23 protein-coding genes are annotated in these 24,821 nt (G+C 39.6%); 1 reads left to right on the forward strand and 22 read right to left on the reverse strand.

Annotated elements, in window-relative coordinates:
- Positions 1–155 precede the first annotated feature (155 nt).
- The 7 genes from ezrA to HT709_RS04225 all read right to left on the reverse strand — a co-directional run bounded on the left by ezrA (position 156) and on the right by HT709_RS04225 (position 9,977).
- Complete coding sequence (gene ezrA / locus HT709_RS04195) at positions 156–1,883, reverse strand: septation ring formation regulator EzrA (protein ID WP_172925547.1); 1,728 nt, start codon at positions 1,881–1,883, stop codon at positions 156–158.
- A gap of 81 nt (positions 1,884–1,964) precedes the next feature.
- Positions 1,965–3,911, reverse strand: a complete 1,947-nt coding sequence (gene gyrB / locus HT709_RS04200; protein WP_000134037.1) for a DNA topoisomerase (ATP-hydrolyzing) subunit B — start codon at positions 3,909–3,911, stop codon at positions 1,965–1,967.
- 14 nt (positions 3,912–3,925) lie between these two features.
- Positions 3,926–4,489: an HAD family hydrolase gene (locus tag HT709_RS04205; protein WP_014017229.1), complete on the reverse strand. Its 564-nt coding sequence runs from the start codon at positions 4,487–4,489 to the stop codon at positions 3,926–3,928.
- A gap of 84 nt (positions 4,490–4,573) precedes the next feature.
- A complete protein-coding gene (locus tag HT709_RS04210) occupies positions 4,574–5,128 on the reverse strand; it encodes a DJ-1 family glyoxalase III (protein ID WP_000241411.1) in 555 nt (184 codons plus the stop codon).
- A gap of 10 nt (positions 5,129–5,138) precedes the next feature.
- Positions 5,139–6,362: an FtsW/RodA/SpoVE family cell cycle protein gene (locus tag HT709_RS04215; RefSeq protein ID WP_000830665.1), complete on the reverse strand. Its 1,224-nt coding sequence runs from the start codon at positions 6,360–6,362 to the stop codon at positions 5,139–5,141.
- A gap of 36 nt (positions 6,363–6,398) precedes the next feature.
- The gene (locus HT709_RS04220) at positions 6,399–8,849 is read right to left on the reverse strand and encodes a bifunctional DnaQ family exonuclease/ATP-dependent helicase (RefSeq protein ID WP_000848728.1); all 2,451 of its coding nucleotides are present in this window, start codon (positions 8,847–8,849) and stop codon (positions 6,399–6,401) included.
- Between the two features lie 198 nt (positions 8,850–9,047).
- Positions 9,048–9,977, reverse strand: coding sequence for a peptidase U32 family protein (locus HT709_RS04225; protein ID WP_014017228.1), 930 nt, complete (start codon positions 9,975–9,977; stop codon positions 9,048–9,050).
- 139 nt (positions 9,978–10,116) lie between these two features.
- Between HT709_RS04225 and HT709_RS04230 the strand changes: the two genes are divergently transcribed.
- Positions 10,117–10,404, forward strand: coding sequence for a DUF3270 domain-containing protein (locus tag HT709_RS04230; protein ID WP_001111516.1), 288 nt, complete (start codon positions 10,117–10,119; stop codon positions 10,402–10,404).
- A 169-nt stretch (positions 10,405–10,573) separates the two neighbouring features.
- Here HT709_RS04230 and ciaH read toward each other — a convergent pair whose 3' ends face one another.
- The 15 genes from ciaH to HT709_RS04305 form a co-directional block, all read right to left on the reverse strand.
- Positions 10,574–11,908: a two-component system sensor histidine kinase CiaH gene (ciaH, locus tag HT709_RS04235; RefSeq protein ID WP_000491804.1), complete on the reverse strand. Its 1,335-nt coding sequence runs from the start codon at positions 11,906–11,908 to the stop codon at positions 10,574–10,576.
- Positions 11,898–12,572, reverse strand: coding sequence for a two-component system response regulator CiaR (ciaR, locus tag HT709_RS04240; RefSeq protein WP_000590626.1), 675 nt, complete (start codon positions 12,570–12,572; stop codon positions 11,898–11,900). The genes ciaH and ciaR overlap by 11 nt, the downstream gene beginning before the upstream one ends.
- Before the next feature lie 108 nt (positions 12,573–12,680).
- On the reverse strand, positions 12,681–15,227 hold the full coding sequence (locus HT709_RS04245) for a M1 family metallopeptidase (protein WP_166735844.1): 2,547 nt from the start codon (positions 15,225–15,227) through the stop codon (positions 12,681–12,683).
- A 122-nt stretch (positions 15,228–15,349) separates the two neighbouring features.
- Positions 15,350–15,790, reverse strand: coding sequence for an ASCH domain-containing protein (locus HT709_RS04250; protein WP_016397589.1), 441 nt, complete (start codon positions 15,788–15,790; stop codon positions 15,350–15,352).
- Positions 15,765–16,634, reverse strand: coding sequence for a putative PEP-binding protein (locus HT709_RS04255; RefSeq protein WP_166735843.1), 870 nt, complete (start codon positions 16,632–16,634; stop codon positions 15,765–15,767). Before HT709_RS04255 ends, HT709_RS04250 begins: the two co-directional genes overlap by 26 nt.
- Before the next feature lie 41 nt (positions 16,635–16,675).
- Positions 16,676–17,404, reverse strand: a complete 729-nt coding sequence (locus tag HT709_RS04260) for a GNAT family N-acetyltransferase (RefSeq protein WP_023935842.1) — start codon at positions 17,402–17,404, stop codon at positions 16,676–16,678.
- Between the two features lie 7 nt (positions 17,405–17,411).
- Complete coding sequence (locus tag HT709_RS04265; RefSeq protein ID WP_000453250.1) at positions 17,412–17,891, reverse strand: NUDIX hydrolase; 480 nt, start codon at positions 17,889–17,891, stop codon at positions 17,412–17,414.
- Between the two features lie 9 nt (positions 17,892–17,900).
- Entirely contained in the window at positions 17,901–18,599 is a 699-nt protein-coding gene (locus HT709_RS04270) for a 3-oxoacyl-ACP reductase (protein WP_000198454.1), read from the reverse strand.
- Entirely contained in the window at positions 18,592–18,828 is a 237-nt protein-coding gene (locus HT709_RS04275) for a DUF2829 domain-containing protein (protein ID WP_000141913.1), read from the reverse strand. Before HT709_RS04275 ends, HT709_RS04270 begins: the two co-directional genes overlap by 8 nt.
- Before the next feature lie 99 nt (positions 18,829–18,927).
- A complete protein-coding gene (locus HT709_RS04280) occupies positions 18,928–19,854 on the reverse strand; it encodes an aldo/keto reductase family oxidoreductase (protein ID WP_001269443.1) in 927 nt (308 codons plus the stop codon).
- Between the two features lie 72 nt (positions 19,855–19,926).
- Positions 19,927–20,742 (reverse strand): hypothetical protein, encoded by an 816-nt coding sequence (locus HT709_RS04285; protein ID WP_023935839.1) that lies wholly within the window; start codon positions 20,740–20,742, stop codon positions 19,927–19,929.
- 3 nt (positions 20,743–20,745) lie between these two features.
- Positions 20,746–21,066: a PadR family transcriptional regulator gene (locus tag HT709_RS04290; RefSeq protein WP_000665417.1), complete on the reverse strand. Its 321-nt coding sequence runs from the start codon at positions 21,064–21,066 to the stop codon at positions 20,746–20,748.
- Between the two features lie 121 nt (positions 21,067–21,187).
- Positions 21,188–21,391, reverse strand: a complete 204-nt coding sequence (locus tag HT709_RS11740) for a hypothetical protein (RefSeq protein WP_240147744.1) — start codon at positions 21,389–21,391, stop codon at positions 21,188–21,190.
- A gap of 49 nt (positions 21,392–21,440) precedes the next feature.
- Positions 21,441–23,438, reverse strand: a complete 1,998-nt coding sequence (metG, locus tag HT709_RS04300; RefSeq protein WP_001291352.1) for a methionine--tRNA ligase — start codon at positions 23,436–23,438, stop codon at positions 21,441–21,443.
- Positions 23,439–23,561: 123 nt separating this feature from the next.
- The gene (locus HT709_RS04305) at positions 23,562–24,821 is read right to left on the reverse strand and encodes an ABC transporter permease (RefSeq protein ID WP_001180416.1); all 1,260 of its coding nucleotides are present in this window, start codon (positions 24,819–24,821) and stop codon (positions 23,562–23,564) included.

A 24,821-nucleotide genomic window follows, 5' to 3' on the forward strand; every position in this document is an offset into this window, starting at 1 on the left:
CTCTTTTACTCCGTCCCATTTTAGCGTGACTACCACGCTTTGTTCTATCTTTCTTCATATTTAAATAATATCAAAACCAAGCATTAATTTCAATGATAAATAAGTAAACTCATGGCTTTTGAGTAAAGAAAAAAGCTTAGAATGAACTAAGCTTTTTAAAAACGAATCGTTTCACGTGTTTTCTCATATGAGGTAACAAAGCGATTGGTTACACCAGGCTCTGCCACTTCCAATGCTTGAGAAATCTTGTCAAATGAAGCGTGATAATCAAATTCTTTTTCAAAAATATCTAAAGCTTCGTTAAATACTTCTTGAATGCGTTCATCAAATGAGCGATAGCGGTTAGAATATTGCAAGAGTTGCTCTGTCAAAGTTGCATATTGTACAATATTATAAGTTTCCGTTTCTAAAGCTTCCATATCATTCGTTGCAATTTCAAGAACTCGGGTAACAGATTCAATGTTAATCATTTTTTGTTCTAACTCAACCATTAAATCCTCGGTATTATTGCTTGCCGTAAAGAATAACTTCAAGAAAGTTTGTGGAATACCTGGCAGATTGCGTTTTTCCATGTATCGCTTGATAGTATGGAGACGATTGACATAAACATTGGCCTTTTGACGTGCATTAATATCATCTTTCTCAATTTGTGTCAGGCGCTCACTAACTGAAATTTGCTCATCTTCAATATCTTTTAGTTGAGTTTGTAAATCCTCAAGATTTTCTTCAAGAACTGAATAAGCTTGGGTTGGCTCTTCTTGATTTGAAGTTACCTCAACAATAGCTGCCTCAAAATTCTCTAATTCTGTCTGAATACGACGAACATGGCTTGCAACTGTCTCAGGAAGTAAATAGGTCTTGTTCAAACGTGCAATATCTTCTCCCAATAAAGTATTATTCTCTTTCATATGTTGAAGGTAAGTTGGAAGAGTTGCAAGTAGATTTTCCACTACTTTCTGAGCAGCAATTTCTCGAGTAAAAATATTATACAAGGCATTGATTTCCTCTTGTGCCTGTCCATTCTCATATTCGGCATTATCCAATTCCAACTGACGAATATTCTCTTGGTTTTTCTTGAATGCTTCATAAAGCAAGTGGAAACGTGCTTCAATATCCGTTTCAACAAAATGATAATTAGCATCAATTAGTTTACGATAACCGGCTTCCAAATCCTGTAATTGATCTGGCAATTCTGTAGAAAGCGTCGTAACCAAGGCTGGAACACGATCCACAATATGACTTAAGGCCAAAATGTGATTTTCTGTATTATCCAAAATCACTGCGGCTTCCACAGGGTCACCCGATGAATTCAAGGTTACAAATTGTGAAAATTCAGATTGGATATTTTCTAATTGTTTTTCAATTTCATCCAAGGCTTGACCATACTGTTCTGAATTTTCAGCAACTCTATGCTGAAGTTCCTCAAATAAATCCAAAGCATGAAGAACACGACCACTATTTTTAGATTCTTGCTTCTCTAAGTCTGCCAAAGCATTGCGAATTTCAGCAATATCTTCTTCAATCAAAGTAATTTGACTCTCAATTTGGTCAATTTGATGACTGGCCTTGAGAAAACGAAATGAATGGTTATAGCCTTCTGCTTCAAAGAGATTATTTTCAATATCGGCAAAAGAGTTGAGAGATAAATCGACCCATTTTTGATTCCATTCACGGAAAGCCACTTGACTTTGTCCAATCAAGTGCATATTTTTTACAGCTTCTACTTCATCATTTACTGGAAGATTGTATAGTTCTTCTTTTCTTTCTTCTAGCGCCTCTAATCTCCCCTCGTTTCGCTTACGTAGAAAGATTGCCACTACATAAGCCAGAACTAAAATGACTGCAATTGCAACCATTAAATAAATTAGTTGTCCATTAGACATATCAAACTCCTTTTTTACTTGAAACAATCGTAACGATTATATCATATTTTTTAGACCAAGGGAACTACTTCTCCCTATTTTTTAGACATCAAGTGTACTATAGACAGCATTTTCTTCGATAAACTCACGACGAGGCTCTACTCGATCCCCCATCAACATATCAAAGATTTTATCTGCTTCTGCAGCATCATCTACAGAAACTCTAGCCATCAAGCGATGTTCGGGATCCATGGTTGTTTCCCACAGCTGATGATCGTCCATTTCACCTAGCCCCTTATAACGCTGAATAGTCGGTTTGGTACGACCTTCACTATAACGGGCTAAAGCTTCTTGGAGTTTGATTTCTTGATCTGCACCCGGCTGGATATATTCTTTAATCTCGCTTCCAACCTTGACACCATAGATTGGTGGTTGGGCGATATAAACATAACCAGCTTCTAGGATTGGTTTCATATAACGATAAATCAAGGTCAAAAGAAGGGTACGAATGTGGGCTCCATCGACATCGGCATCGGTCATCAAAACGAGTTTTTGGTAACGGGCTTTCGAAACATCAAATTCTGCGCCAAATCCTGTTCCCATCGCTGTAAATAGACTACGAATCTCTTCGTTAGCAAGAATCTTATCCATGCTAGCTTTTTCAACGTTCAAAATCTTACCGCGAATTGGAAGGATAGCCTGAAACTCACGGTTACGACCAGATTTGGCTGATCCACCAGCTGAGTCTCCTTCGACGATGAAGAGTTCTGTTTCAGCAGGATTGTTAGAAGAACAGTCTGCTAGTTTCCCTGGAAGGTTGGAAATTTCCAAACCAGATTTTTTACGAGTGACTTCACGCGCACGCTTGGCAGCCACACGAGCCTTGGCAGCCAAAATCCCTTTTTCCACGATACGCTTGGCAATCTGTGGATTTTCCATGAGGAAATCGGAGAAGGCTTCACTGAAGAGGCGATTGGTAATCTTGACCACTTCGCTATTTCCCAATTTGGTCTTGGTTTGTCCTTCAAACTGTGGATTTGGGTGTTTAACTGAGATAACTGCAGTTAATCCTTCGCGGACATCTTCCCCAGTTAAATTATCTTCATTGTCTTTCAGTAACTTATTCTTACGAGCATAATCGTTGATAACACGTGTCAAGGCTGTACGGAAACCTTGTTCATGCGTTCCACCTTCATGGGTATGAATATTATTGGCGAAACTCATGACATTTTCATGGTAACCAGTTGTGTACTGCATGGCTACCTCAACTGTGATATCATCCATCTCACCGTCTGTATAGATTGGTGTATCAAAGATTACATCCTTGTTCTCGTTGATATATTCAACGTAACTAGCAATCCCACCTTCATAATGATAATGCTTGGTTTGTTCCAAACCTTCACGCTTATCTGTAATTGAAATTTGAAGACCGCGATTTAGAAAGGCCAACTCTTGAATCCGTTTATTTAATTTATCAAAATCAAAGATTGTTGTTTCAGTGAAGATTTTTGGGTCCGGTGTGAAGTGAACAGTTGTTCCTGTTTTATCCGTATCTCCAACTATTTCAAGATCTGCGACAACATGACCACGACGGTATTCTTGGTAATGAATCTTACCGTTTTTGTGGACATGGACGTCTAATTGAGTGGAAAGAGCATTAACGACTGATGACCCTACTCCGTGAAGACCACCTGAAACCTTGTATCCGCCACCGCCGAACTTTCCTCCAGCGTGAAGGACTGTAAAGACGGTCTCAACAGCAGGACGGCCTGTTTTTTCCTGAATATCGACTGGGATACCACGCCCATCATCGACAACAGTAATCGAATCATCTGGCTCAATAAAAACTTGAATATGGCTGGCAAATCCTGCCAGGGCCTCATCAATTGAGTTATCAACAATTTCCCAGACTAGATGGTGAAGACCTTCTTTTGAAGTTGACCCGATATACATTCCTGGACGCATACGAACAGCCTCTAAGCCCTCTAAAACTTGAATTTGACTGGCATCATAATCCTGTGCCTGCAGATTTTTGATTTCTTCTGTCATCTTATTCCTTTTTCTTATATGTCTAATACTTGTCTTAAATTCACGATACTGGTAAACAAGTGGGTATCAAGTCCTGCAGCTTGACCTGCTTCGATATCAATCGGTCGATCACCAATGACAAGACCTGAGCTAATCTGATACTTTTTTCTTAAATAAAGCACGGACTCGGGATTTGGCTTTCTCTTAAAGCCTGAGCTAGAAGTCACCACTTCTGTAAAATAAGCTGCTATAGAGGTTTTTTCTAAAATTTCCAAAACCTGATTATTTCGATGAGAGACCAAAAAATGACGGCCACCTTGATTTGAAATGTCTTCCAATAGGTCAAAAACTCCTTCAAATAAAATCGGGTGTTCAAGCTCTCTGGCTTCATTTTCCTTGTACTTTTCTAAAAAATTCTCTAAATTGGGAGCGAATGTCTCAATCGCCAAATCAGTAGAAACCTTTAAAGCTTGATAGACACTGTCATGGTCTTGTATAATGCCATACAGTGCCAATGTTTCAACAAATGCAGCTGTTGAAATTTCATAATTATCCAGTAAAGTTCCACCTAAATCCCAGATATAATCGTGATATTTCATACCCTTCATTATAGCATTTTTTTATGAAAAAAGCGATGATTTCCCTGATTTTTCCACATAAAAAACGAGAGAATAACTCCCGTTTTACTGATTTTTACCAAAGACATCTCGATAGAGCATTCCTGTTCGTAAAGTCTCTGCGTCTCCTCCTAGTTGCTCTACCAACTCGTAGGCAAAGGCAAGGGCTGTCGAGGGACCTCGACTGGTTGTCAAGTGACCATCTACCACTACTGTTTCCTTGACGTAGTGACCATCAAGGATTTGCTCTTGAACACCATCATAACAAGTGTACTGCTTGTTTTTCAATAGCCCTGCTTGGTTGAGGGCAATTGGTGCCGCACAAATGGCTGCTAGTTTCTTCCCTTCTTGCTCGAATCTTTGCAACTCTTGAATCAAGGCCTGATTATCGCGCAAATGTGCAGAACCAGGCATACCGCCAGGAAGAACAATCATGTCATAGTCTGATAAATCTCCATCAAAGACATGATTTGCTCTTACTTGGATTGCATGCGAACCCGTTACTTGCTTTTCAAAACCAACCATATCACAAGTAATATTTGAACGACGCAAGACATCTACAACTGTCAAAGCTTCAATTTCTTCAAAGCCCTGAGCTAACATAACTGCTACTTTTACCATGATTTTCTCCTTATTTGATTTGTTTTAATACAACCTTTTTCCGCTTGAATCGGACTTTTCCACTCTTTTCTTCAGCTAGATTAGTCTGGTAACTCATCGATAAAAGCAAGCCAACACCAATTAAATTACTGATAATAGCTGATCCCCCTTGCGAAATGAAAGGCAGTGGAATCCCGGTCAAAGGAAGCAAGCCCGTTACAGCACCGATATTTTCAAAAATGTGGAAGAGCAACATCATAATCAAACCAGTGGAAATATAGGTGTAGAACTGGTTATTTGATTTGAGAGTAATCTTCAACATACGGTAAATCAACATGAGGTAAAGGACAATAACCAGGACAGAGCCAATAAAGCCAAAATCTTCTGCAATGACCGTGAAAATCATATCTGACTCACGAACTGGAATAAGCAGATTTGAAGTATTAAAACCTTGGCCGAATAAGCCACCACTCCCAATGGCAATCTGCCCTTGAGCCTGCTGATAAGTCGTTGTTTGGGCAAACTCAAAGGGATTGAGCCAAGCCAAAATCCGATTGATTTGGTAGGTCGGCATTCCAATCTGGTGAAGAAAAGCTCGTCCATCCTTGCTAAGAAAGATAACTAAGAAACCAGCAACTCCTGTTACAGCAGTCACAAATACTGGAATAATAATTTTCCAAGAAACCCCTGATAATAAAACGATTCCTGAGAAAATGGCTACAAAAACCAAAGCCGTCCCCAAGTCACTTTGAAGTGCCAAAAGAACTAGGACTGGAATGGTAAAGAGAATCATCCAGAAAATCAACAAGAAGTCCAGCGGAACTGTGCGTTTCCATTCCTTATGTTTTTTGGTAAACTGGACAATCACACGAGCCAACATGAGGATATAGGATATCTTCATAAATTCTGACGGCTGGAACAAGGTAACACCATTTACCGATACCCAGTTTTTGGCACCTGTTGATGCAACTAAGCTTGGATTATAAAAGACGATCGGTAAGACCATAAGTCCCAAGCCTAAAATATATAGAAAGGGGGTCACTTTCCAAAGAAATTCTGTATTAAAGAGCATGACCACAAAACCAATCACAAGCCCCAAGGCAATCCATGCGACCTGCTGCCCTAAAATGGGCAAAATATTATTTGGATAATCATGACTAACAGCTATATAGATAGCCACCACGCCAATAACCAGTAGAAAAAATACTGGCAATAGCAAACTATAATCGACTCTGGAGTCGAGAGAACGTTTCATATACACTAACCTTATACTTTCATACAATACTATTTATCAAAGTTCATTAAAAAATCTATCAATAGCCTCATCAACTTCGGATCGAGAGATGGTTTTAACAGTCGCTTCTTTTGCTAGAGATGCTACTATTTGTTTGCCATATCGCTTTCCGACAATTCTCCTATCCAAAATAAGAGTTAAGGAACGTTGGTGTTCGCGTCTCATACTTCTTCCCAAAGCCTGTTTTAAACGAATAATGGCCATTGGCAATTGATAATCATAAAAGGCATTTTTCCCTTCTTGAATTAGTTCCTGATTGATCTTTTTCGTCAAGGGCTCTTGGGGATTTTGGAAAGGAAGTCTTGGTACAACTTGAATCACAAAAGGATGACTTGAAAAATCAACTCCCTCCCAGAAACTTGCTGCACCAAGCAAGATTTGTTGTTCTCCTTTTTCAAAGCGCTTCTTTAGCTGATGAACATCTCCATTTTTATACTGGGCCAGATGGCTTACAGGAAGTATGTCTGAAACTGCTAGAAGCATATCTTTAGCGGTAAAGAGAACCAAAATCGGTTGCTGGAAAGCTTGAATTTCCACTAGTAAATCAGCTACCTCTTTGGCATAGACTTCTAAGGAAGTTTCTGTCACCAGAGGGAAATCTTTGACCAAGACCACTTCTTGGTCCTGTTTTCTACGAGCTTCAATCTTGACAAATTTGGCTTCAGGATAGCCTAAAAGGTCGGCCAAAGAAACTCTCTGACTAATCTCAAGAGTAGCCGATACTCCCAAGACTTGACAACTCTCAGGTATTAAAGAGGACAGAAGAATACGGCCAGATTTTGTAGAAGAAATTTGAATTTTCTTTTGACTCGTTTCAATTGCTTCAAGCCAGTAATCTCGGTCAGCTGTAAAATAGCGAACCAGTTCCTCAAAACCTTCTACTTCTAATTCTAAAAAATACTGATGGAGATTGGCTAGAGAATCTAAGATATTTTTCCTAGATTTACCAGACTGAAATTGTTCTATCAAGTAGAAGCACTCAAAGCGAATACTTTCTAGTATTCGTTGCTGGACCTTATTTTGCTCCTCCAGTAAGGCCTTATCAACTAAATCAATAATATACTGGATATCGTAGGTCTCTTGAAGCAGATTTTCTAAAGCCAACAAAACTTTTTGAACTTCATCGATAATCAGTAAACGGTCACTGACAAATTCAGGATTATCTTCAAGTCTGGTTACAAGATAGGCATGATTGGTCACTAAAAGCTTGCAGGTTTGTGCTCTTTCTTGACTACGTTTCCAAAAATCTTCCGTCACAAATAAGCTTTGAGATGATAAATTCCCGTCATGACGAAGATCTGTTAGAAAATGTTGGTAACGGTAGAGTTGACCAATTTCATCCAAATCTCCTGTCTCTGTCTCTGTCAGCCAGACCAAGACTTGCATTTTAAAGCGTCTAAATAAGCGATTTTCATCATTTTCCTGCAAGGAACGATAAAAGGCATCCAACTTCAAATAATTTTGAGGCCCCTTTAAACTATGAATATCTATATGGAACACTTCCTTGAGACGTTTACCTTCTTCTTCCATGATTTGATTTTGAAGAATCTTTGTCGGAACGCTAAGGACAATCTGATGCTCTTTGGCTTGAGATAAAGCGGGTAAGAGATAGCCATAAGTTTTCCCAATCCCAGTCGGCGCTTGAATTAATGATACAGGCTCATCTTTCAATAGCAAGCCAACCTCTTTAGCAAAATTTTCTTGCTCCTCCCTCACTTCAAGATTCAACAGAGAAATATTTTTAGAAAAATCTTGAGATAGTTTTCGTGACTCCATGGGATCTGCAGTTTTCTTGAAATACAGTCCTTGAACTTGGACCAAATCTGAAGAACTCAGAATAGATTGGCTGCGATAAATTTCTTCAATAACCAGGTAGGACTCATATAGGAGGGCGTCAGCCATTTCCAGCAAGCGTTCCAAGAGTCCTTTAGGAAGTTGTGCCATCTTTTCTCGTAAAAAAAGAAGTAATTCCGCTGTAGCTTGGGCATCTGAAAGGGCTGTGTGAGCGTGTTTTAGAGGAATTCCTAATTCCCGGCACAAAATAGGCAAGCTATATTTTTCCAGTTCAGGGAAAAAGACCTGGGACAATTCGACCGTATCAACACGAGGATTTCTTAGCTCATAACCTTCAAAAAATAAATTTTCCGCCAAAAGATTGGCATCAAACTGAACATTGTGGGCTACAAAAATCCCATCCTCCACCAAGTCAAAGATTTTTCTAGCAACTTGCGAAAAATCAGGTGCTTGCGCCAGACGTTGGTCTGTCAATCCTGTCAGTTCTTTGATATGAGCATCCAAGGGTTCATGTGGATTGATATCCGTCGTATAGTGATCGACGATTTTTCCGTCCTCAATCACGACAATTCCCACTTGAATAATTTTAGCCTTACTACCTGTGCTAGTTGCCTCTAAATCCACCACAACATAGCGATTACCAATCGTTTTCATTATAAAAAATTATACCAAAAAAAGGGCTATTTGGCACCTGCAAACATAGGATAATTTTCAAACTCAAAAAGGTTACTTGCCTGAAAAATCCCATCAAATAGAGCATCCTAGCCTGCTGATTTTTTTAAAATAGTGAAGAAATACAAAAAATTGAGAGAAGAAATTTTAAATCTTCCTTCTCTCAACGAATCATTTACTTTATTTAACCATGTCAGGATCGTAGTCATAAAATCCTGTATCAAGGAAACGGTTTTTAGGGTGAAGTTTACGCACTTCTTCATCCAGCAAGAAGGCTTGGTCATGGCTAAAGTTACCCTCTTGGATCAAGCTACGAGCTTGGATAAAGAGTTTTACAATCTCAACAAAGTTCTGACCAGGAGTGTAGAGCCCTTCTAGCTTCCAGTGAGTAAAACCATGCTCTACCAATTCTGTTAATTTGATCATCAAATCAAGGTCATTGTTGGCAAAGATGTGGGTCCTATGATTGTCTTCAAAAATGGAATAGTGACTCTCAGGATCACTTGGCTCAGACAAGAAAAAGTCACGCTTGCGAGTCTTTTCATCATCGATATGTGTAAAGTTATAGTAATTTTGCAAGAGCGGACGTTTAGAATGATGGATGACACTGGCACCGTAAACCAAAACTTCAGCAGGAATTTCCAAAATCTCTGGCATTTTGAAGAGTTCAGCCGATGGAATTTCACGCGCCAAAACAGCTTCAGATGCGCCAGCCTTTTGTCCCCAGAAGTTAATCTGACGACTGCTTGTCACCATAGTTGAAGCATCGTAGATAGTCTTAAAGGAGTAACCATCGCGGTTGACTACGTAAAAGACACCTGCATCCCCAATCGTAATGTAGTCTGTCTTAATTTCTTCCAAGAAATCAAGGAAAGGCTTGATACGGTCCATCATATCTTGGTGCATGAGAGCATTGACCGCAACGATCAATTCCTTACCAGCATCATGAACCAACTTAGCGATTTCACGTAATTGGTCATAACTAAAGGTCGTTGGCAGACGAAGGCCAAAATCTTTCTCACCGACATAGATACGGTCTACGCCAGCTTCGAGTAGTTGTTCGACTTGTTCAATACTTTCAGCAGTTGCTGTAATGACAATCTTTTCCATAAGAAAAATTATACCACATTTCTCCAAAATCAGCCATGCTTTGAAAATGAAAAGGGACTTTATTCTTTTTGTAACCTTTCTGTAATAATTCTCTGCTGAAAAAATGATAAAATAGGTATGTACTGTTAAGGAGAGAATCATGCCCGCAAGAAAATTACAATCCTATGAGGTAGACTATCAAGAAGAATTAAACCAACAACTTCCTCATTATCAAGCTTATACACCTGAAGCACAAGCTGATAGCAATCTCAAAGAAATTTTATTTTTTGTTAATATCGCTGTTTTTTGTATCTGTATTGCTATCTTTAGTTTTATCTTTTTAGCATTAAAATTATCAACTGCTCTTGCCTTTGCCGCAGCAATCGGATCCAGCTTACTTGTTTTAAAAGTTCAACGGTCTATTATCAAACGAAAACGTAGAAAATAAATCCAAAAGAGTCTGGGACAAAAGGATTTTGATTTTAGGAATTCTTTATTATAAGTTTTTAAAATCGATAGATTAGACAAAAAAGCGAACAAAACAGAATTCTGAGTGTCAGATAACTTGTTTTGTTCGCTTTTTATATTTAAGGTTAGACTTTTGCCCCAGACTCTTTTTATTTTTTCTTTTTCGATGGTGTGTGGATAGCAATCTTCACTTCAAAGATTGTTCCCTTGGGTTTATTATCTTTAACAGTAATGGTTCCTTTAAGCGCATCTACAATTTGCTTGGCCAGAGATAATCCTAAACCGAAACCACCTTTTTGACGAGTTCTAGCCTTGTCCACTCGATAAAAACGATCAAAAATTTTCTTTTTATCTTCTGTCGAAATACCGACTCCATTATCAGAAACCAGTAAATACAGATTACGATCGGTCGCCGAGATAAGAAAATCAATTTCACCATCCTCTTCAGTATACTTGACAGCATTATCAAATAGGATAGTCATCAACTGCTTCAAGAGAAGCTGGTCTGTGACAATCGGACGATGGATACGATTTTCAAAACGGAAGACACGATCATTTTCCGAAGCAATCATCTCATAGTTTGTGAAAGTCGTATTGAAAAAACTAGTTGGAACTTCTGCAAGCTCCGGCTTAATCCCATCATCTCTCCGAGCTAAGTTCAGCAAGTTTGTCGTCAAAAAACGCATATTTCGGACTTCTTCCAAACTCGATGCAATACTTTCGCTCACATCCATAATGGTAGCTTCTGGCTTACGGAAAAGGGTCTCTAAGCGATTTTGCAAAACTGCAAGTGGAGTCCGTAACTCATGACTGGCATTTTCCACAAAGGACTGCTGCTTCTGCATGCTCTCAAGCAGGGGTCGAACACTAACCCGAGCTAGATAAAGACTTGCAAGCAAAGACAAAATCCAGAAACTTACCATCACAACGACAATCAATTGCTCATGCTTTTGACTGGCCTGCTCCAACTGACTGGTATTTATCAAGACAGCAGCATACTTGATATTGGTTGAAACCGAACTGATATTGGTTTCCATCAAAATCATGCGATAGATTTCTTCCTGCCCATAGCTATTAAAAACCTGAATCTGGTAGATATGGCCTAGTTCTTTTTTCTCTAACCTAATCTTATCCAAGCCCAAAAATCGATTTCCAGAAAGAAGTTGAGTAAAGTCCTTATCAAAGAGAATGACTTCCGTATTGGAACTGACATTAGGTTTTATTTCTACTTTACTAGCGTCCGCCCTAGCATTTTCTAAATCTTTAATCTCTTCTGTTGCCCTATTCACTGCCAGTTGAATAACTGCTTGAGGATTTTCACTTAGTACGTGGAGCTTATCATCCACTGAAGTATAGAGACTCGAGTGCATGACCTGTAAAATAATCAGAGTCATGGTAGAGAAAATCAGAGTGAAGACACCAAAGTTGCGGATAAAATAACTAAAATCATCCGCATACCATGTTTTTTTTAGTTTACTGAACATCTTTTAAAATATACCCAACACTGCGCAAGGTTTGCAAATTATCTGCAAAAGTGGTTCCTTTTAATTTCTTACGGACTTTTGAAACATAAACTTCGACAACTGAAATCGTTGTGTCACTATCAAATCCCCATAGACGATCAAAAATCTGCGTCTTAGGCAAAATAACATTTTGATTTTGAAGGAAATAAACTAGTAAATCGAACTCTTTCCCCAGCAATTCGACTGGAGTATCTTCAACCTTAACGGTATTTGTTGATAAATTGATGAGAATATCTCCATAAGATAGCGTATTTTCATTAAACTTGCCTGAACGTTTGAGAAGGGCCTGAATCCGCATTTTGAGTTCTTCTAGGTAGAAAGGCTTGGTCAGATAATCATCCGCTCCCAGTTCAAATCCATGTCCCTTGTCATCCAAACTTTCCTTGGCGGTCATGATCAGAACTGGTGTCGTAATTCCCTTTTCACGCAATTCTTTTAAGACTTGGAAACCATTTTTTTCTGGCAACATCAAATCGAGCAAAATCAAGTCATAGACACCACTTTCAGCTTCGTAGAGACCTTCTTCACCATCAAATACCTGCATAACATCCGCAAAATCGTCTAAAAAGTCAAATACTGAATTTGACAGACCTAGGTCATCCTCAACCAATAAGATTTTTATCATGAGAAACTCCTCCTTATTAAAACCATTATACCAAATTTGCCTTAAAAAAAACTCAACTCTCTGCATTTTACATGAGATAGCTGAGTTTTCTTTTTATTTTAGGCTTATTTATGCATTTCCGTATTGAAGAACAACTGCTTCGACTGCAGCTTTTTCACGGTTAATCAAGTCAACACGCGCTGCAATTTCCTTGATTCCCATGCCGATGTTACGGCTAAGAGCAAGGTCAGAAAGTTGTGGCTCAAAGAATTCCTTGTACTCTGCCAAGCGTTGCTGAGTCTTAAATACATGAGCAGGAAGGATAACAAAGCTATCAAAGCTCATATCTCCACCAAGGGCTGCCTTAATCCAAGCCCAGTTTTCACGCGCCCAAGACCAAGCTGTTTTCTGAGTTGCTTGATGAGCTAGGAATTGGTAATACCAAGCAGACAAGTCCTGTGGTTTGACCACAAATTTGTCCTTCCAAGCAGCAATCAAGTTTTGGATATTATCCGCATCTGTACTGTATGCAAGAGCTGCTGCCAACTGGCGTTTAAAGACAGCATCTGTTGCGTGAGTATAAGTATCAAGATAAAGTGCTAACAAGTCTTTAGTCTCATGATGTTTCATCTCATTAATCAGAACTTGTGAGCGAATAGCTGCTGGGAGTCCTGCAAGATTCTCCTTGTGTGTTGCGAAGATTTGGCTAGCGACTTGACTAGCTTCTGCATCATTTGAGCGAATCATCATCGAAACAGCCAGCTGACGAACCAATTCATCCTCATCTGATTCTCCGTCTTTAGCTTCAAAACCAAGACGGTCATAGTTATGACGAGCCAATTTAGCAACCAGTCCTTTGAAGGCTGTTTCAGCATCCGTTCCTTCATCAATAAAGCGCTCAAGGGCTGAAATCACTTGAGAAACAGCTGAAACGACAAGGTAAGATTCTTCCTTAGCAAGTTTATCAAGAACTGGAAGCAAGTCTGCATAAGAAATGTGCCCTGCCTCAGCCAACAAACGACGTTCTTGAACAATTTGCAGTTTGCTTGTGTTATCAAGTGTCTCTAGCTCAGCAAGAACAGCTTCTAACAAGTCTCCTTGATAGTCGGTAATATAGTGGGCAGTATTTTCAGTGTTGAGACGAAGAGCTCCTTCATTTTCAGCAAGAAGAGCTGCGTAGCCAGGGATTTCGATACTTTCAGTTTCGAGTGTATCAGGCAAGCCTTTCCAGTTGCTATTGAGTGGCACCACCCAGAGACGGTTCTTGTCTTCGTTCTCACCGATGAAGAATTGTTTTTGTGAAATCTTCAAGACATCATTTTCAACTTTGACAGTAAGAACTGGGTAACCAGGCTGTTCCAACCAAGAATCCATGAAAGCTGCGACATCACGGCCAGATGCTTGACCAAGAGCATCCCAAAGGTCACGACCGATTGTATTGCTGTATTGATGTTTTTCAAAGTAGGCATGCAAACCTTTGGCAAAATCGGCATCACCTAGCCAACGACGAAGCATGTGCATGAGACGGCTTCCTTTGGCATAGACGATAGCGCCATCAAAGAGGGTATTGATTTCATCTGGGTGTTTGACTTCGACGTGAACAGACTGTACGCCATCAGTTGCGTCACGTTCAAGAGCGTGAGGCACTCCACCTGTTTGGAAATCTTCAAAGATATTCCAACTTGGCTCAATGGCATCCACACAGACGTACTCCATCATATTAGCAAAGCTTTCATTGAGCCAAAGGTCATCCCACCATTTCATAGTAACGAGGTTCCCAAACCATTGGTGAGCCAATTCATGGGCCACAACAAGGGCAACTTGTTGACGGCTGGCAAATGTTGAGTTCTCATCCACAACCAAGTAAACTTCACGGTAGGTCACAAGACCCCAGTTTTCCATGGCACCTGCTGAAAAGTCAGGAAGGGCAATATGGAGAGATTGAGGGATTGGGTACTTAACTCCGTAGTAATCTTCGTAAAACTCGATTGAGCGAACGGCAATGTCCAAAGAGAAATCAAGGTTAGAAAGTGGATGTGCTTTGGTCGAGTAGACACCTACAAGGGTACCGTTTTTAGTTTTAGCAGTCACACCTTGCAAATCACCCGCAACAAAGGCTAACAAGTAAGAAGACATGCGAGGTGTTGTCTCAAACTTCCAGATACCTGTTTCCTTACGGTTTTCAACATCGATTTCTGGCATGTTAGACAAGGCCAATTCACCTTCTACTTGGTCAAAACGTAGAGAGAGGTCAAAAGTTGCTTTGGCTTCTGGCTCATCCACACATGGAAAGGCTTCGCGCGCAAAATGGCTCTCAAATTGAGTAGACAATACTTCCTTCTTCACTCCATCAACTGTGTAATAAGAAGGGTAAATCCCTGTCATGTTGTCTGTAATTTTTCCTGAGAAAGCGATAGCCACTTCAACTTGACCAGCCTCAGCTAATTCAATATGAAGAGCTTCATTGTCATGGTCAACTGTAAATGGACGAGCTTGACCTGCAACTTCTACAGAAGCGATTTCCAAGTCTTTTTGATGAAGGGAAATGCGGTCACTCTGTGCTTGACCAGTGATGGTCACCTTCCCTGAAAACGTCTTGGTCTCACGACTCAAATCTAAAAATAAATCATAATGTTCAGGAACAAATTGCTTAATAAAATGTTCAACTGCTTGCATAGTTTTCTCCTATTCTAAGTTTAAGAGCTGCTGCTCTTCTTCAAACAAACTTATTATATCATATTTTGCTTGAGAAAAAAGGATTGGACAGCGATTTCCAAAACTTTCTTCCTTCTAATAGTCTACAGTGGGTAGACCTTGCGAAATTCTTCTAAAACAACCTTGCTTTCAGGTGTAAAAGTCAATCCTGCTTCACCCAAGCAGTCTCTGAAAAAATCCTCATGAACCTGGCGCCAATAGGCAAGTGATTTGTCTCCCTCACCTTCCTTAAAGGCATGTTGCGCAGAAACTTGATTGAAGAGTTCAACAGAAACCTTTGTAATTTCGACAATGCAGACAGACTGATTTTGACTATCTAAAATGATATCGAAGGTCCCTACTTGGGGAAGTGGTTCGTCTTCTAGTACATAGAGGTCATAGGCTGATGCTGTTGCTGTCTTTTCTCCTTTAAACACCAAATCCGCTAAAAGATCTGGTTCAACTCCAAAAGCCCAAGCATCGATTTCATCTCCGATCAAAGGATTGATTTGCTTGTATTTATTCCACATTTCTTGCGGTATCATGGGTACTCCTTTGTAATTTTTTACTTTCTTCTTTTATGTGTTTAAGATGATCTGGATGGTCAATCTCTAAATCAAAAATCTCTGGAATAGAACTGTAGTGGATAATGCACTTGATCCCCAACTGATTCATTTTTTGTATGAAAGAAGTATTCAGATAGCCTGCTACAGCAAAATCAATCTTGTTCTTTCTTGCTTTATCCTGCATATCTCTTAGCATATCTAACATTATTGGACTTTCCATATCATGCCATTGACTGTTTCTCATAGTCGCAAAAACAAAGGAAGTCAAATCATTCATTCCAACTACAATCTTTGAAATGCCCGTTTCCAGTATACTAGATAAGTCAAAATACGCTGACGGTAATTCAATCATCGTTCCGACTTTCCCAGTAAAGCCATACTGACGCAATACTGTAATAGCTTGTTTTAATTGGTCGGCATCATTGACAAAAGGAAAGATAAGAGATAGATTGGAGTTGGTTTGATAAACTTCTGTAACGACATGTGCTTCAGCCTGAAATTCATCCAAACACGCCAGTAAACGCCTAGTTCCTCTATAGCCAAACAAGGGATGCCCTTCGTCAAAAAACTCTTTAGTCCCCACTAAACAATTGGCTTCTGTATTCGTTAATTCAGTAAAACGATACCAAACTTCTTCATCTGAGTACAGGGAGCAGATAGTCTCTAGATAATCTTTTACAAATTGCTGACAATTTGCTAATAGGATGTTTTGATTAAGCTCTCTCAATAAGTATTCCCCACGAATCATGCCGACGTGGTGAAATAGTTGAGGATAAATTTTTTCAAGAATTTTTTCGCCACTAAGGGCAAGTTGATTTTTCATAGCCATTCACCTCGTCTTAAAAGATACAACATCATATATAATTATATCAAAATTTCCTCTAGTTCAAAAGCTTCATAAGGTTCAGCTAACTCATATCCTAAAAATTCTGCTACTTTTTTGGAAGCCTCATTATGAGCATCCCAAAGTGGAAACATATCCCTATTTAAACTCTCTAGAATCATTGCAGCACCAAGCTTTTTAGCAAATCCATTTCCTTGTTCGTTTGGTCTAGTTGCAACTTCCACTTCAACTGCTTCACGGTAAACTAACCCTGAGGAAATTCCAGCAATCAGTTCATTATTTTTAAGAATCACAAAGCCAAATCCACCTTTTAAAACAAAATCCTGATAGGACTCAAAATCCCCCTGTAAATCCTGTGACCATTCTTCCGTAGAAAAGCAGTTATAAATATGATTATCAATAGGCACAATATTGTAACCTTCCTCTAAATGAGTAACTAGATTATTTAAAAATTCAACTTGAAAATTTGCCTTATCTTTAAAAGAATAGCGAGTAAAAGAATTTAGCCCCACTTTTCGATGCAGAAAATCTTGCCAATTAGTATTTTCTGAAATAATAATCTTATAATCTAAACCATATTTTCTAACAAAATCTTCCCAAAATCTGGAATCCAACTCCCCTGCTAGGTATAGAAAATTCCCAACATCATAAAAGCTTGTTGTCCTATCATTGTTTCGGTAGACAGTTCCAATTTGAGATTTAAGACCATAGAGAACCATATTTTTCTTCCATGTTTTAAATAGTTCCATTATCCTCCTACTTCACCTTCCAATTCATGTAAGAAGTCTTGTCCAGTTCTGGAAGTCCTAATAATTCAGACTTAACCTTCAAGACTAATGGCGATACATTTTCTTCTGTAATCTCTTGAATATCCATCCAAATATATCCAAGTGAATCATTCGCACCATCAGACACAGCTTCCGAAGTCGTAACTTGAGGTGCACTCTCATTCATTTCTACATCATACAAGGCCATGACATGGTGAACCATAAAATTTGTTAACTCTTCTCTGACGAAAACATCGTAGATTCGAGGATTAGAGTAGCTTCTAACAGTAAATCCCGTCTCTTCCATAACTTCTCTAGTCAGCGTTTCCGTCAGTCCTTCACCAAGTTGCTGACTGCCTCCAGGTAGATCATACCGATTTTGATAAGGGCCTCTCGTTTTTTCAATGCAGAGTAACTTCCCATTTTCTAAGCAAACAGCGTAGACTCCAAAGTGTCTTTTGACTTCCATCAGATCCTCCTACTTCAAAGACCAGCCGCCATCTATTGTCAAGATTTGTCCTTGCATGGCGCTTGCTTTTCCACTAGCTAAGCAAAGGCTAAGCTCTGCTATTTCCTCTGGTTCAATCCAGCGCTTGATTGGTGTTTCACTAGCCACCCAGTCAGCTAAGCCTCCTGGCTCAAAATCCGCAGCGGTCATAGCCGTCTTGACTGCTCCTGGAGCGATACCAAAGACCTGAATCCCAGCTTCTGCATAATCTAGAGCCAACTGCTTGGTAAATCCAGCCAAGGCATGCTTAGAGGAAGTATAGGCGTGACCACCTCCACCTGCTAGGCTAGAAGCAATGGAGCACATATTGATAATGATTCCTTTTTTATTCTCTAGCATTTGTGTCAAATAATACCGAGTCAACTCTACTGGAGTAACGTAGTTGATTTCAAAAATCTCCTGAATTTCCTGCACTGATTGTTCCAACAGTGGTTTGTAATCATCCAAAACTCCAGCAGTATTGCACAAAACCTCAACCTGAGGACACCAGTCAAAAATAGGTTCCAAGTCCAAGGTCAAATCTCTCTGTAAAAAGTGAAAATCACCCTCTAAGAGTAGATTTTCACCTTGGTCAACTCCATAAACTTGATAGCCCTTCTCTAAAAAGAGTCGAGCCTGAGCCAGACCAATCCCTGAACTTACTCCCGTAATCAATACGCGTCTAGTCATGTACTTCTACCCAATCCGTCGCCAAAACATCACAAGGTGTCGGACTCCACATGGAAAAACCTTCTCCTTCGCCAGAAACGTTGATTAGGAAGTAGGGCGTCACTTCAAGTGCAACCCCATTTTGCTCGATAGTGTCAAAAAGTTGGACATAGTTTTCAGCACCTCCCCAACCAGTTCGTACATATTTTTTCTTAGCCTTTAACCCAGGCAGGATTTCTTCAAAAGTCATGTTATTCTCCTTTAAAATCAATAATTCTTCCCTTCATTATAACAAAAAAACCGCTTTGCAACGGCTTTTTGACTGTGATTTATTTACATCTGCTTCTACTTACGGCAAATTATTCCCTGCTGCAAGATAAATTTCATACCATTCTTTTCTTGTTAAGCTAAAGTTTGCCGCTTGGCTAACTTCTCTCAAGTGATTAGGATTTGTGGTACCTACGACTGCCTGCATTTTTGCTGGATAACGCAATATCCAAGAAATGGCAATAGTTGAAGGGGTTACTCCATATTTAATAGCTAAACGATCAAGTACTTGATTTAAAGCTTGAAATTTCTCATTTCCAACAAAATTCCCTTTAAAATACCCGAATTGTAAGACAGACCAGGCTTGAATGACCACATCGTGTAATTGGCAATATTCAAAAATACTGCCATCTCGCATAGCTGCTTGACTATCTTCCATATTAACATGAAAACCTGATTCAAATCCTGGAGTAAAAGCCGCACTCAATTGCAGCTGATTAACAGCTAACGGCTGCTTGACATCTTTTTTAAGTAACTCCATCATCATAGGATTTTGATTAGAAACTCCAAAATCTCGAACCTTACCTTGTTTATAAAGGAGATCAAAGGCTTCTGCTACTTGGTCAGATTCCATCAAAGCATCTGGTCGATGAAGAAGCAAGCTATCTAGATGATCAATCTTCAATCTTTGCAAAATACCGTCAACTGATTTTATAATATAGTCCTTAGAAAAATCAAAATAGGTAAATTCTTCAATGCGAATGCCACATTTGGACTGAATCCACATCTTTTCTCTTAAATCTGGACGATTTTTTAGGACAAGACCTAGCAGTTCTTCACAACGACCACGACCATAAATATCAGCCAAGTCGAAAGCATTGATTCCAACAGAAAGTGCTGTTTCTACAAGCTCTTCAACTTCTTTTACAGACTTATCTTCTATTCTCATCATTCCGAGAACAATTTCTGATAATTCTTTGTCATCTTGACCAAGAGTTATGTATCTCATCAAATTTTTCTCCTTTAATTCTACATTCTTCATTTAATTATAACAAAAAACCGCTTTGCAACGGCTTTTTGACTATATTTCACTCCATTTTATCTTCTTAAACCCACGGAACAAGACAAAGATTCCAATAAAGAGGACAGCTAAAGGAATAATCTTTGTGAGGAAAACATTTGAAATGCCCATCCACTCATAATAACGGAGCAGAGAACCCACCACAAGATGGGCAACAATCATACTGACAAAGGGACGAAAGACCGCTTCTTTCCAATTCCAAATACTGATGACTAGAGAAAGCGTAAAGACAAGGAAACTGTCCCAGGGAGCAGGAAGATAAAAGGCTCCTTCTTGTACAAAACTTCCTATTCCTACATATCCCAGAACAACTAGCAGAACAAGAATCCCAACGACAATATAGGTGCCAATTTTCATTTTAGAAGAATCTTGGACTAAGCTCCAACGTAAGATTGTAGCCACAAGCCCAAAGCCAACTAGAAAAAGAAGAAGTTGCCCTAAAAACGTGAGCAAATTGACTGTTAAGAGAGGACCTTTAGAAAAATCGCCTAGTAGTTGATAGTAATGTAATACCGCCAGGACAAGAATTGGTGTTAAAAAGGACTCTTTGACCGAACTACGTGGTGCTTCCTTGAGCATCTCTTTCATTAATTTTTTAGGATTCTTACCTAAATAATCCTCTGCACTCATGCCATCTCGTTCTGCTTCTGAAAAATCTAACATCATCAAATAAATCTGCTCTCTGAGATAGTCTTCATCATAGAGAAATCCAGCAAGATTAAAACTATCCCACAGTTCCTCAAAATACTGCTGATTGTCCTCAGAAAACTCATGCAACAAATTGTTTGTTTCTTCATAATACTTCATTTTCTTCATGGTTTAACCCCCATTCTTAATCCCTTCTACTTTTTGACTCAAATCGTCCCATTGTTGCCAAAAGACCGAGACACGCTCTTCTCCTTCTTTGGTTAACGAAAAATACTTCCGATCTGGACCATCTGGCGACGGGCGCATGTCGCCTCTTATCCATTGATTTTTTTCTAACTTTTGCAACAAAGGATAAATAGTTCCTGGAACGATAGTATCAAATTCAGCCTCTCGCAAAGTCTGAACCAACTCATAACCATACCGCTCTTTTTGACCAATCATATCCAAGACACAACCTTCAAGAACACCTTTTAACAGTTGAGTTTCTTTCATCCCTTCTCCCTTCTAATCTATTTTGTAATACCTACTAGTAGCTTCAGCTATAGTATACCACTTCCACACTAGTTTGTAAAGCATAATAGTTAATACTCTTCGAAAATCTCTTCAAACCACGTCAGCGTCGCCTTAGGGTATATATGTGACTGACTTCGTCAGTCTTATCTACAACCTCAAAACAGTGTTTTGAGCTGACTTCGTCAGTTCTATCTACAACCTCAAAGCAGTGTTTTGAGCTGACTTCGTCAGTTCTATCTACAACCTCAAAGCAGTGTTTTGAGCAACCTGCGGCTAGTTTCCTAGTTTGCTCTTTGATTTTCATTGAGTATAAATAAAAAAACAGAACTAGCCTGAACTAGTCCTGTCTATTGTTACCCAATCACACTTCCGTTTGGTACAGCTGGATCAACTGTAAGAAGGGTTAATTGTCCATCATGTTCAGCTGAGAGAATCATCCCTTGGCTGACATATTTTTTCATCATTTTACGTGGTTTGAGATTGGCAACAATTTGAACTTTCTTGCCGACCAATTCTTGTTCATTTGGATAGTATTTTGCAATTCCAGAAAGAATTTGACGATCTTCTCCATCACCAGCATCCAAGCGGAATTGAAGCAACTTATCAGAACTTTCCACTTTAGACACCTCTTTAACTTCGGCAACACGGATTTCGACCTTGTCAAAGTCTTCAAACTTGATTTCTTCCTTGTTGAGTTTGAGTTCGACTTCGTCTGGATTCCATTCTTTTTCGACAGCTGGCTTGTTACCTTCCATTTGTTCCTTGATATAGGCGATTTCTTCTTCCATATCCAAACGTGGGAAGATTGGTGTTCCTTTGGCAACTACAGTCTCATCTGCCGGGAAGTCAGCCAAGCTCAAGTTTTCAAGGCTCGCTACTTCTTCCAAGCCAAGTTGAGTCAAGACTGCACGACTGGTTTCCATCATAAATGGCTCAATCAAGTGAGCTACAACACGAAGGCTGGCTGCCAAGTGGCTCATAACACTTGCCAATTGATCGCGGAGTGCTTCATCCTTAGCCAAGACCCATGGAGCTGTCTCGTCGATGTATTTGTTAGTACGAGAGATAAGGATCCAGACTGCTTCAAGTGCACGTGGATAGTCAACTGCTTCCATGTGTGTATGGTAGTCGGCGATTGATTGCTCTGCAACCTCAGCAAGAGCATTGTCAAACTCTGTTACACCCTCTACATAGGCTGGAATTTGCCCATCAAAGTACTTGTTAATCATAGAGACCGTACGGTTAAGGAGGTTCCCAAGGTCATTGGCCAATTCATAGTTGATACGGCCGACATAGTCTTCAGGAGTGAAGGTTCCGTCTGAACCAACTGGAAGGCTACGCATGAGGTAGTAACGAAGTGGGTCAAGCCCATAACGCTCTACCAACATTTCAGGGTAAACGACATTTCCTTTAGACTTAGACATTTTTCCGTCTTTCATGACAAACCAACCATGGGCAATCAAACGATCAGGTAATTTAACATCCAACATCATAAGAAGGATTGGCCAGTAGATAGAGTGGAAGCGAAGGATGTCTTTTCCTACCATATGGAAGACTGTTCCATTCCAGAACTTGTCAAAGTTACCATGTTCGTCTTGACCGTAGCCAAGAGCTGTCGCATAGTTAAGAAGGGCATCAATCCAAACATAGACAACGTGCTTAGGATTTGATGGGACTGGGACACCCCAGGTAAAGGTTGTACGAGAAACTGCCAAATCCTCTAAACCTGGCTCGATGAAGTTGCGAAGCATTTCATTCAGACGACCATCTGGAGTGATAAATTCAGGATGGGACTTGAAAAATTCGACCAAACGATCTTGGTATTTGCTAAGGCGAAGGAAGTATGATTCTTCGGATACCCATTCAACCTCGTGACATGATGGAGCAATACCACCAGTCACATTTCCAGCTTCATCACGGAAAACTTCTGCCAGTTGGCTTTCTGTAAAGAATTCTTCGTCTGATACTGAATACCAACCAGAGTATTCACCCAAGTAGATATCATCTTGAGCAAGTAAGCGTTCAAAGACCTGTGCGACAACTTTTTCATGGTAGTCATCAGTTGTACGGATAAATTTATCGTATGAGATATCTAGTAATTTCCAGAGTTCTTTGACTCCAACTGCCATCCCATCAACATAGGCTTGTGGTGTAATGCCAGCTTCTTCAGCTTTCTGCTGGATCTTCTGACCATGTTCATCAAGACCTGTCAAATAAAAGACATCGTAGCCCATCAGGCGTTTGTAACGTGCTAGGACATCACAAGCAATGGTTGTGTAGGCAGAACCGATATGCAGTTTTCCAGATGGATAGTAAATCGGCGTTGTAATATAAAAATTCTTTTCAGACATAATTTTTCCTTTCCAGGCAAATGAAACCTGTTTTTCTAACACTTCATTATATCACATTTTTAAGGATTTTCGATAGGGAAATCCATACAAAAACAAGATAGACGAGTGTCCATCTTGTTGATCTTATTCATAACGAAGGGCTTCAATTGGATCAAGTTTCGATGCCTTGTTGGCTGGCAAGACCCCAAAAATCATACCCACACTAGCCGAAACTGCAAGACTAAATAGGGCAACTGGGATTGATACTCCAACTTCTATACCTTCTATTAAACCTTGCAATAATAAACCTGCTAAGGCAGTTAAACCACTTGCAATTGTCAAGCCAATTAAGCCACCTAACAAGGTCAAAATCATGGATTCAATCAAAAACTGAATTAAAATATTGGCACGTGTTGCGCCCAAAGCCTTACGAAGACCAATCTCACGAGTGCGCTCTGTCACCGAAACCAGCATGATGTTCATGACACCAGTTCCTCCAACAAAGAGAGAAATCCCTGCGATGGAACTAATAATCGTCGTCATAAAACTAAACGATTGTTGAATTTCTGCAAATACAACGGACTCATCTGCCACCTGGTATTCTCCCTGTTGTAAGCCTGCAAGCTCTGTCATTTTTCGTGCCAGTTCTGGACCCAGAGTTGGGGTTAAACTGGTATCATTCACTCGAAAAACAATACTAGCTATTTCATCTACATTAAAATTCGCAGCAAGGGAGATATTGGTAGTAATAGGCAAGCCACCAAACCCATATATTTTTGACTTTTTAGCCTCCGGACTAGTATAAACCCCAATGACCCGGTAACTAAATCCATTGACTTCTACAACCTTGTTAATAGCCTCTTGAGGAGATTCAAATAAACTAATGGACAATTCCTCATCTAGCAAAATGACACTTGCAAACTCTTTGAAATCTTGCTCTCTCAGACTACGACCTGCAATAATTTCATTCTTAACAGCGTCCATGTAAGTTCTGTTTCCACCTGTCAAATTAGCATTCTCAACCTTTTTATCTTGATAGGTCAAGATGGCATTCGTTGAATTGGTTACATAGTAACTATCCACTCCCTTGAGTTTGGCTGCCTCTTGGACCCAGGATTCTTGCGGTTTTGGCGGTTCAACAGGAATTTCCTCTTCCTTTCCAGAAACCGTAAAAGCTGATTGTTTCTGAGTAAAAGACCCATCTTTACTTTTTTTAGGAGAGAAGAAGACGCTAATATTTTTCTGAGATTTGGTCATATCTTTATTAACTTGACGAGATAGGGAATCTCCCAAAGCCATAATCACAACAACTGATGAAACACCGATAATAATCCCAATCATGGTAAGCAAAGAACGCATCTTGTGAGCCATGATAGATGAAAAGGCAAATTTCAGATTCTGCAT

The sequence above is a fragment of the Streptococcus sp. 1343 genome, from assembly GCF_013277355.1.
Taxonomy (GTDB): Bacteria; Bacillota; Bacilli; order Lactobacillales; family Streptococcaceae; genus Streptococcus; species Streptococcus pseudopneumoniae.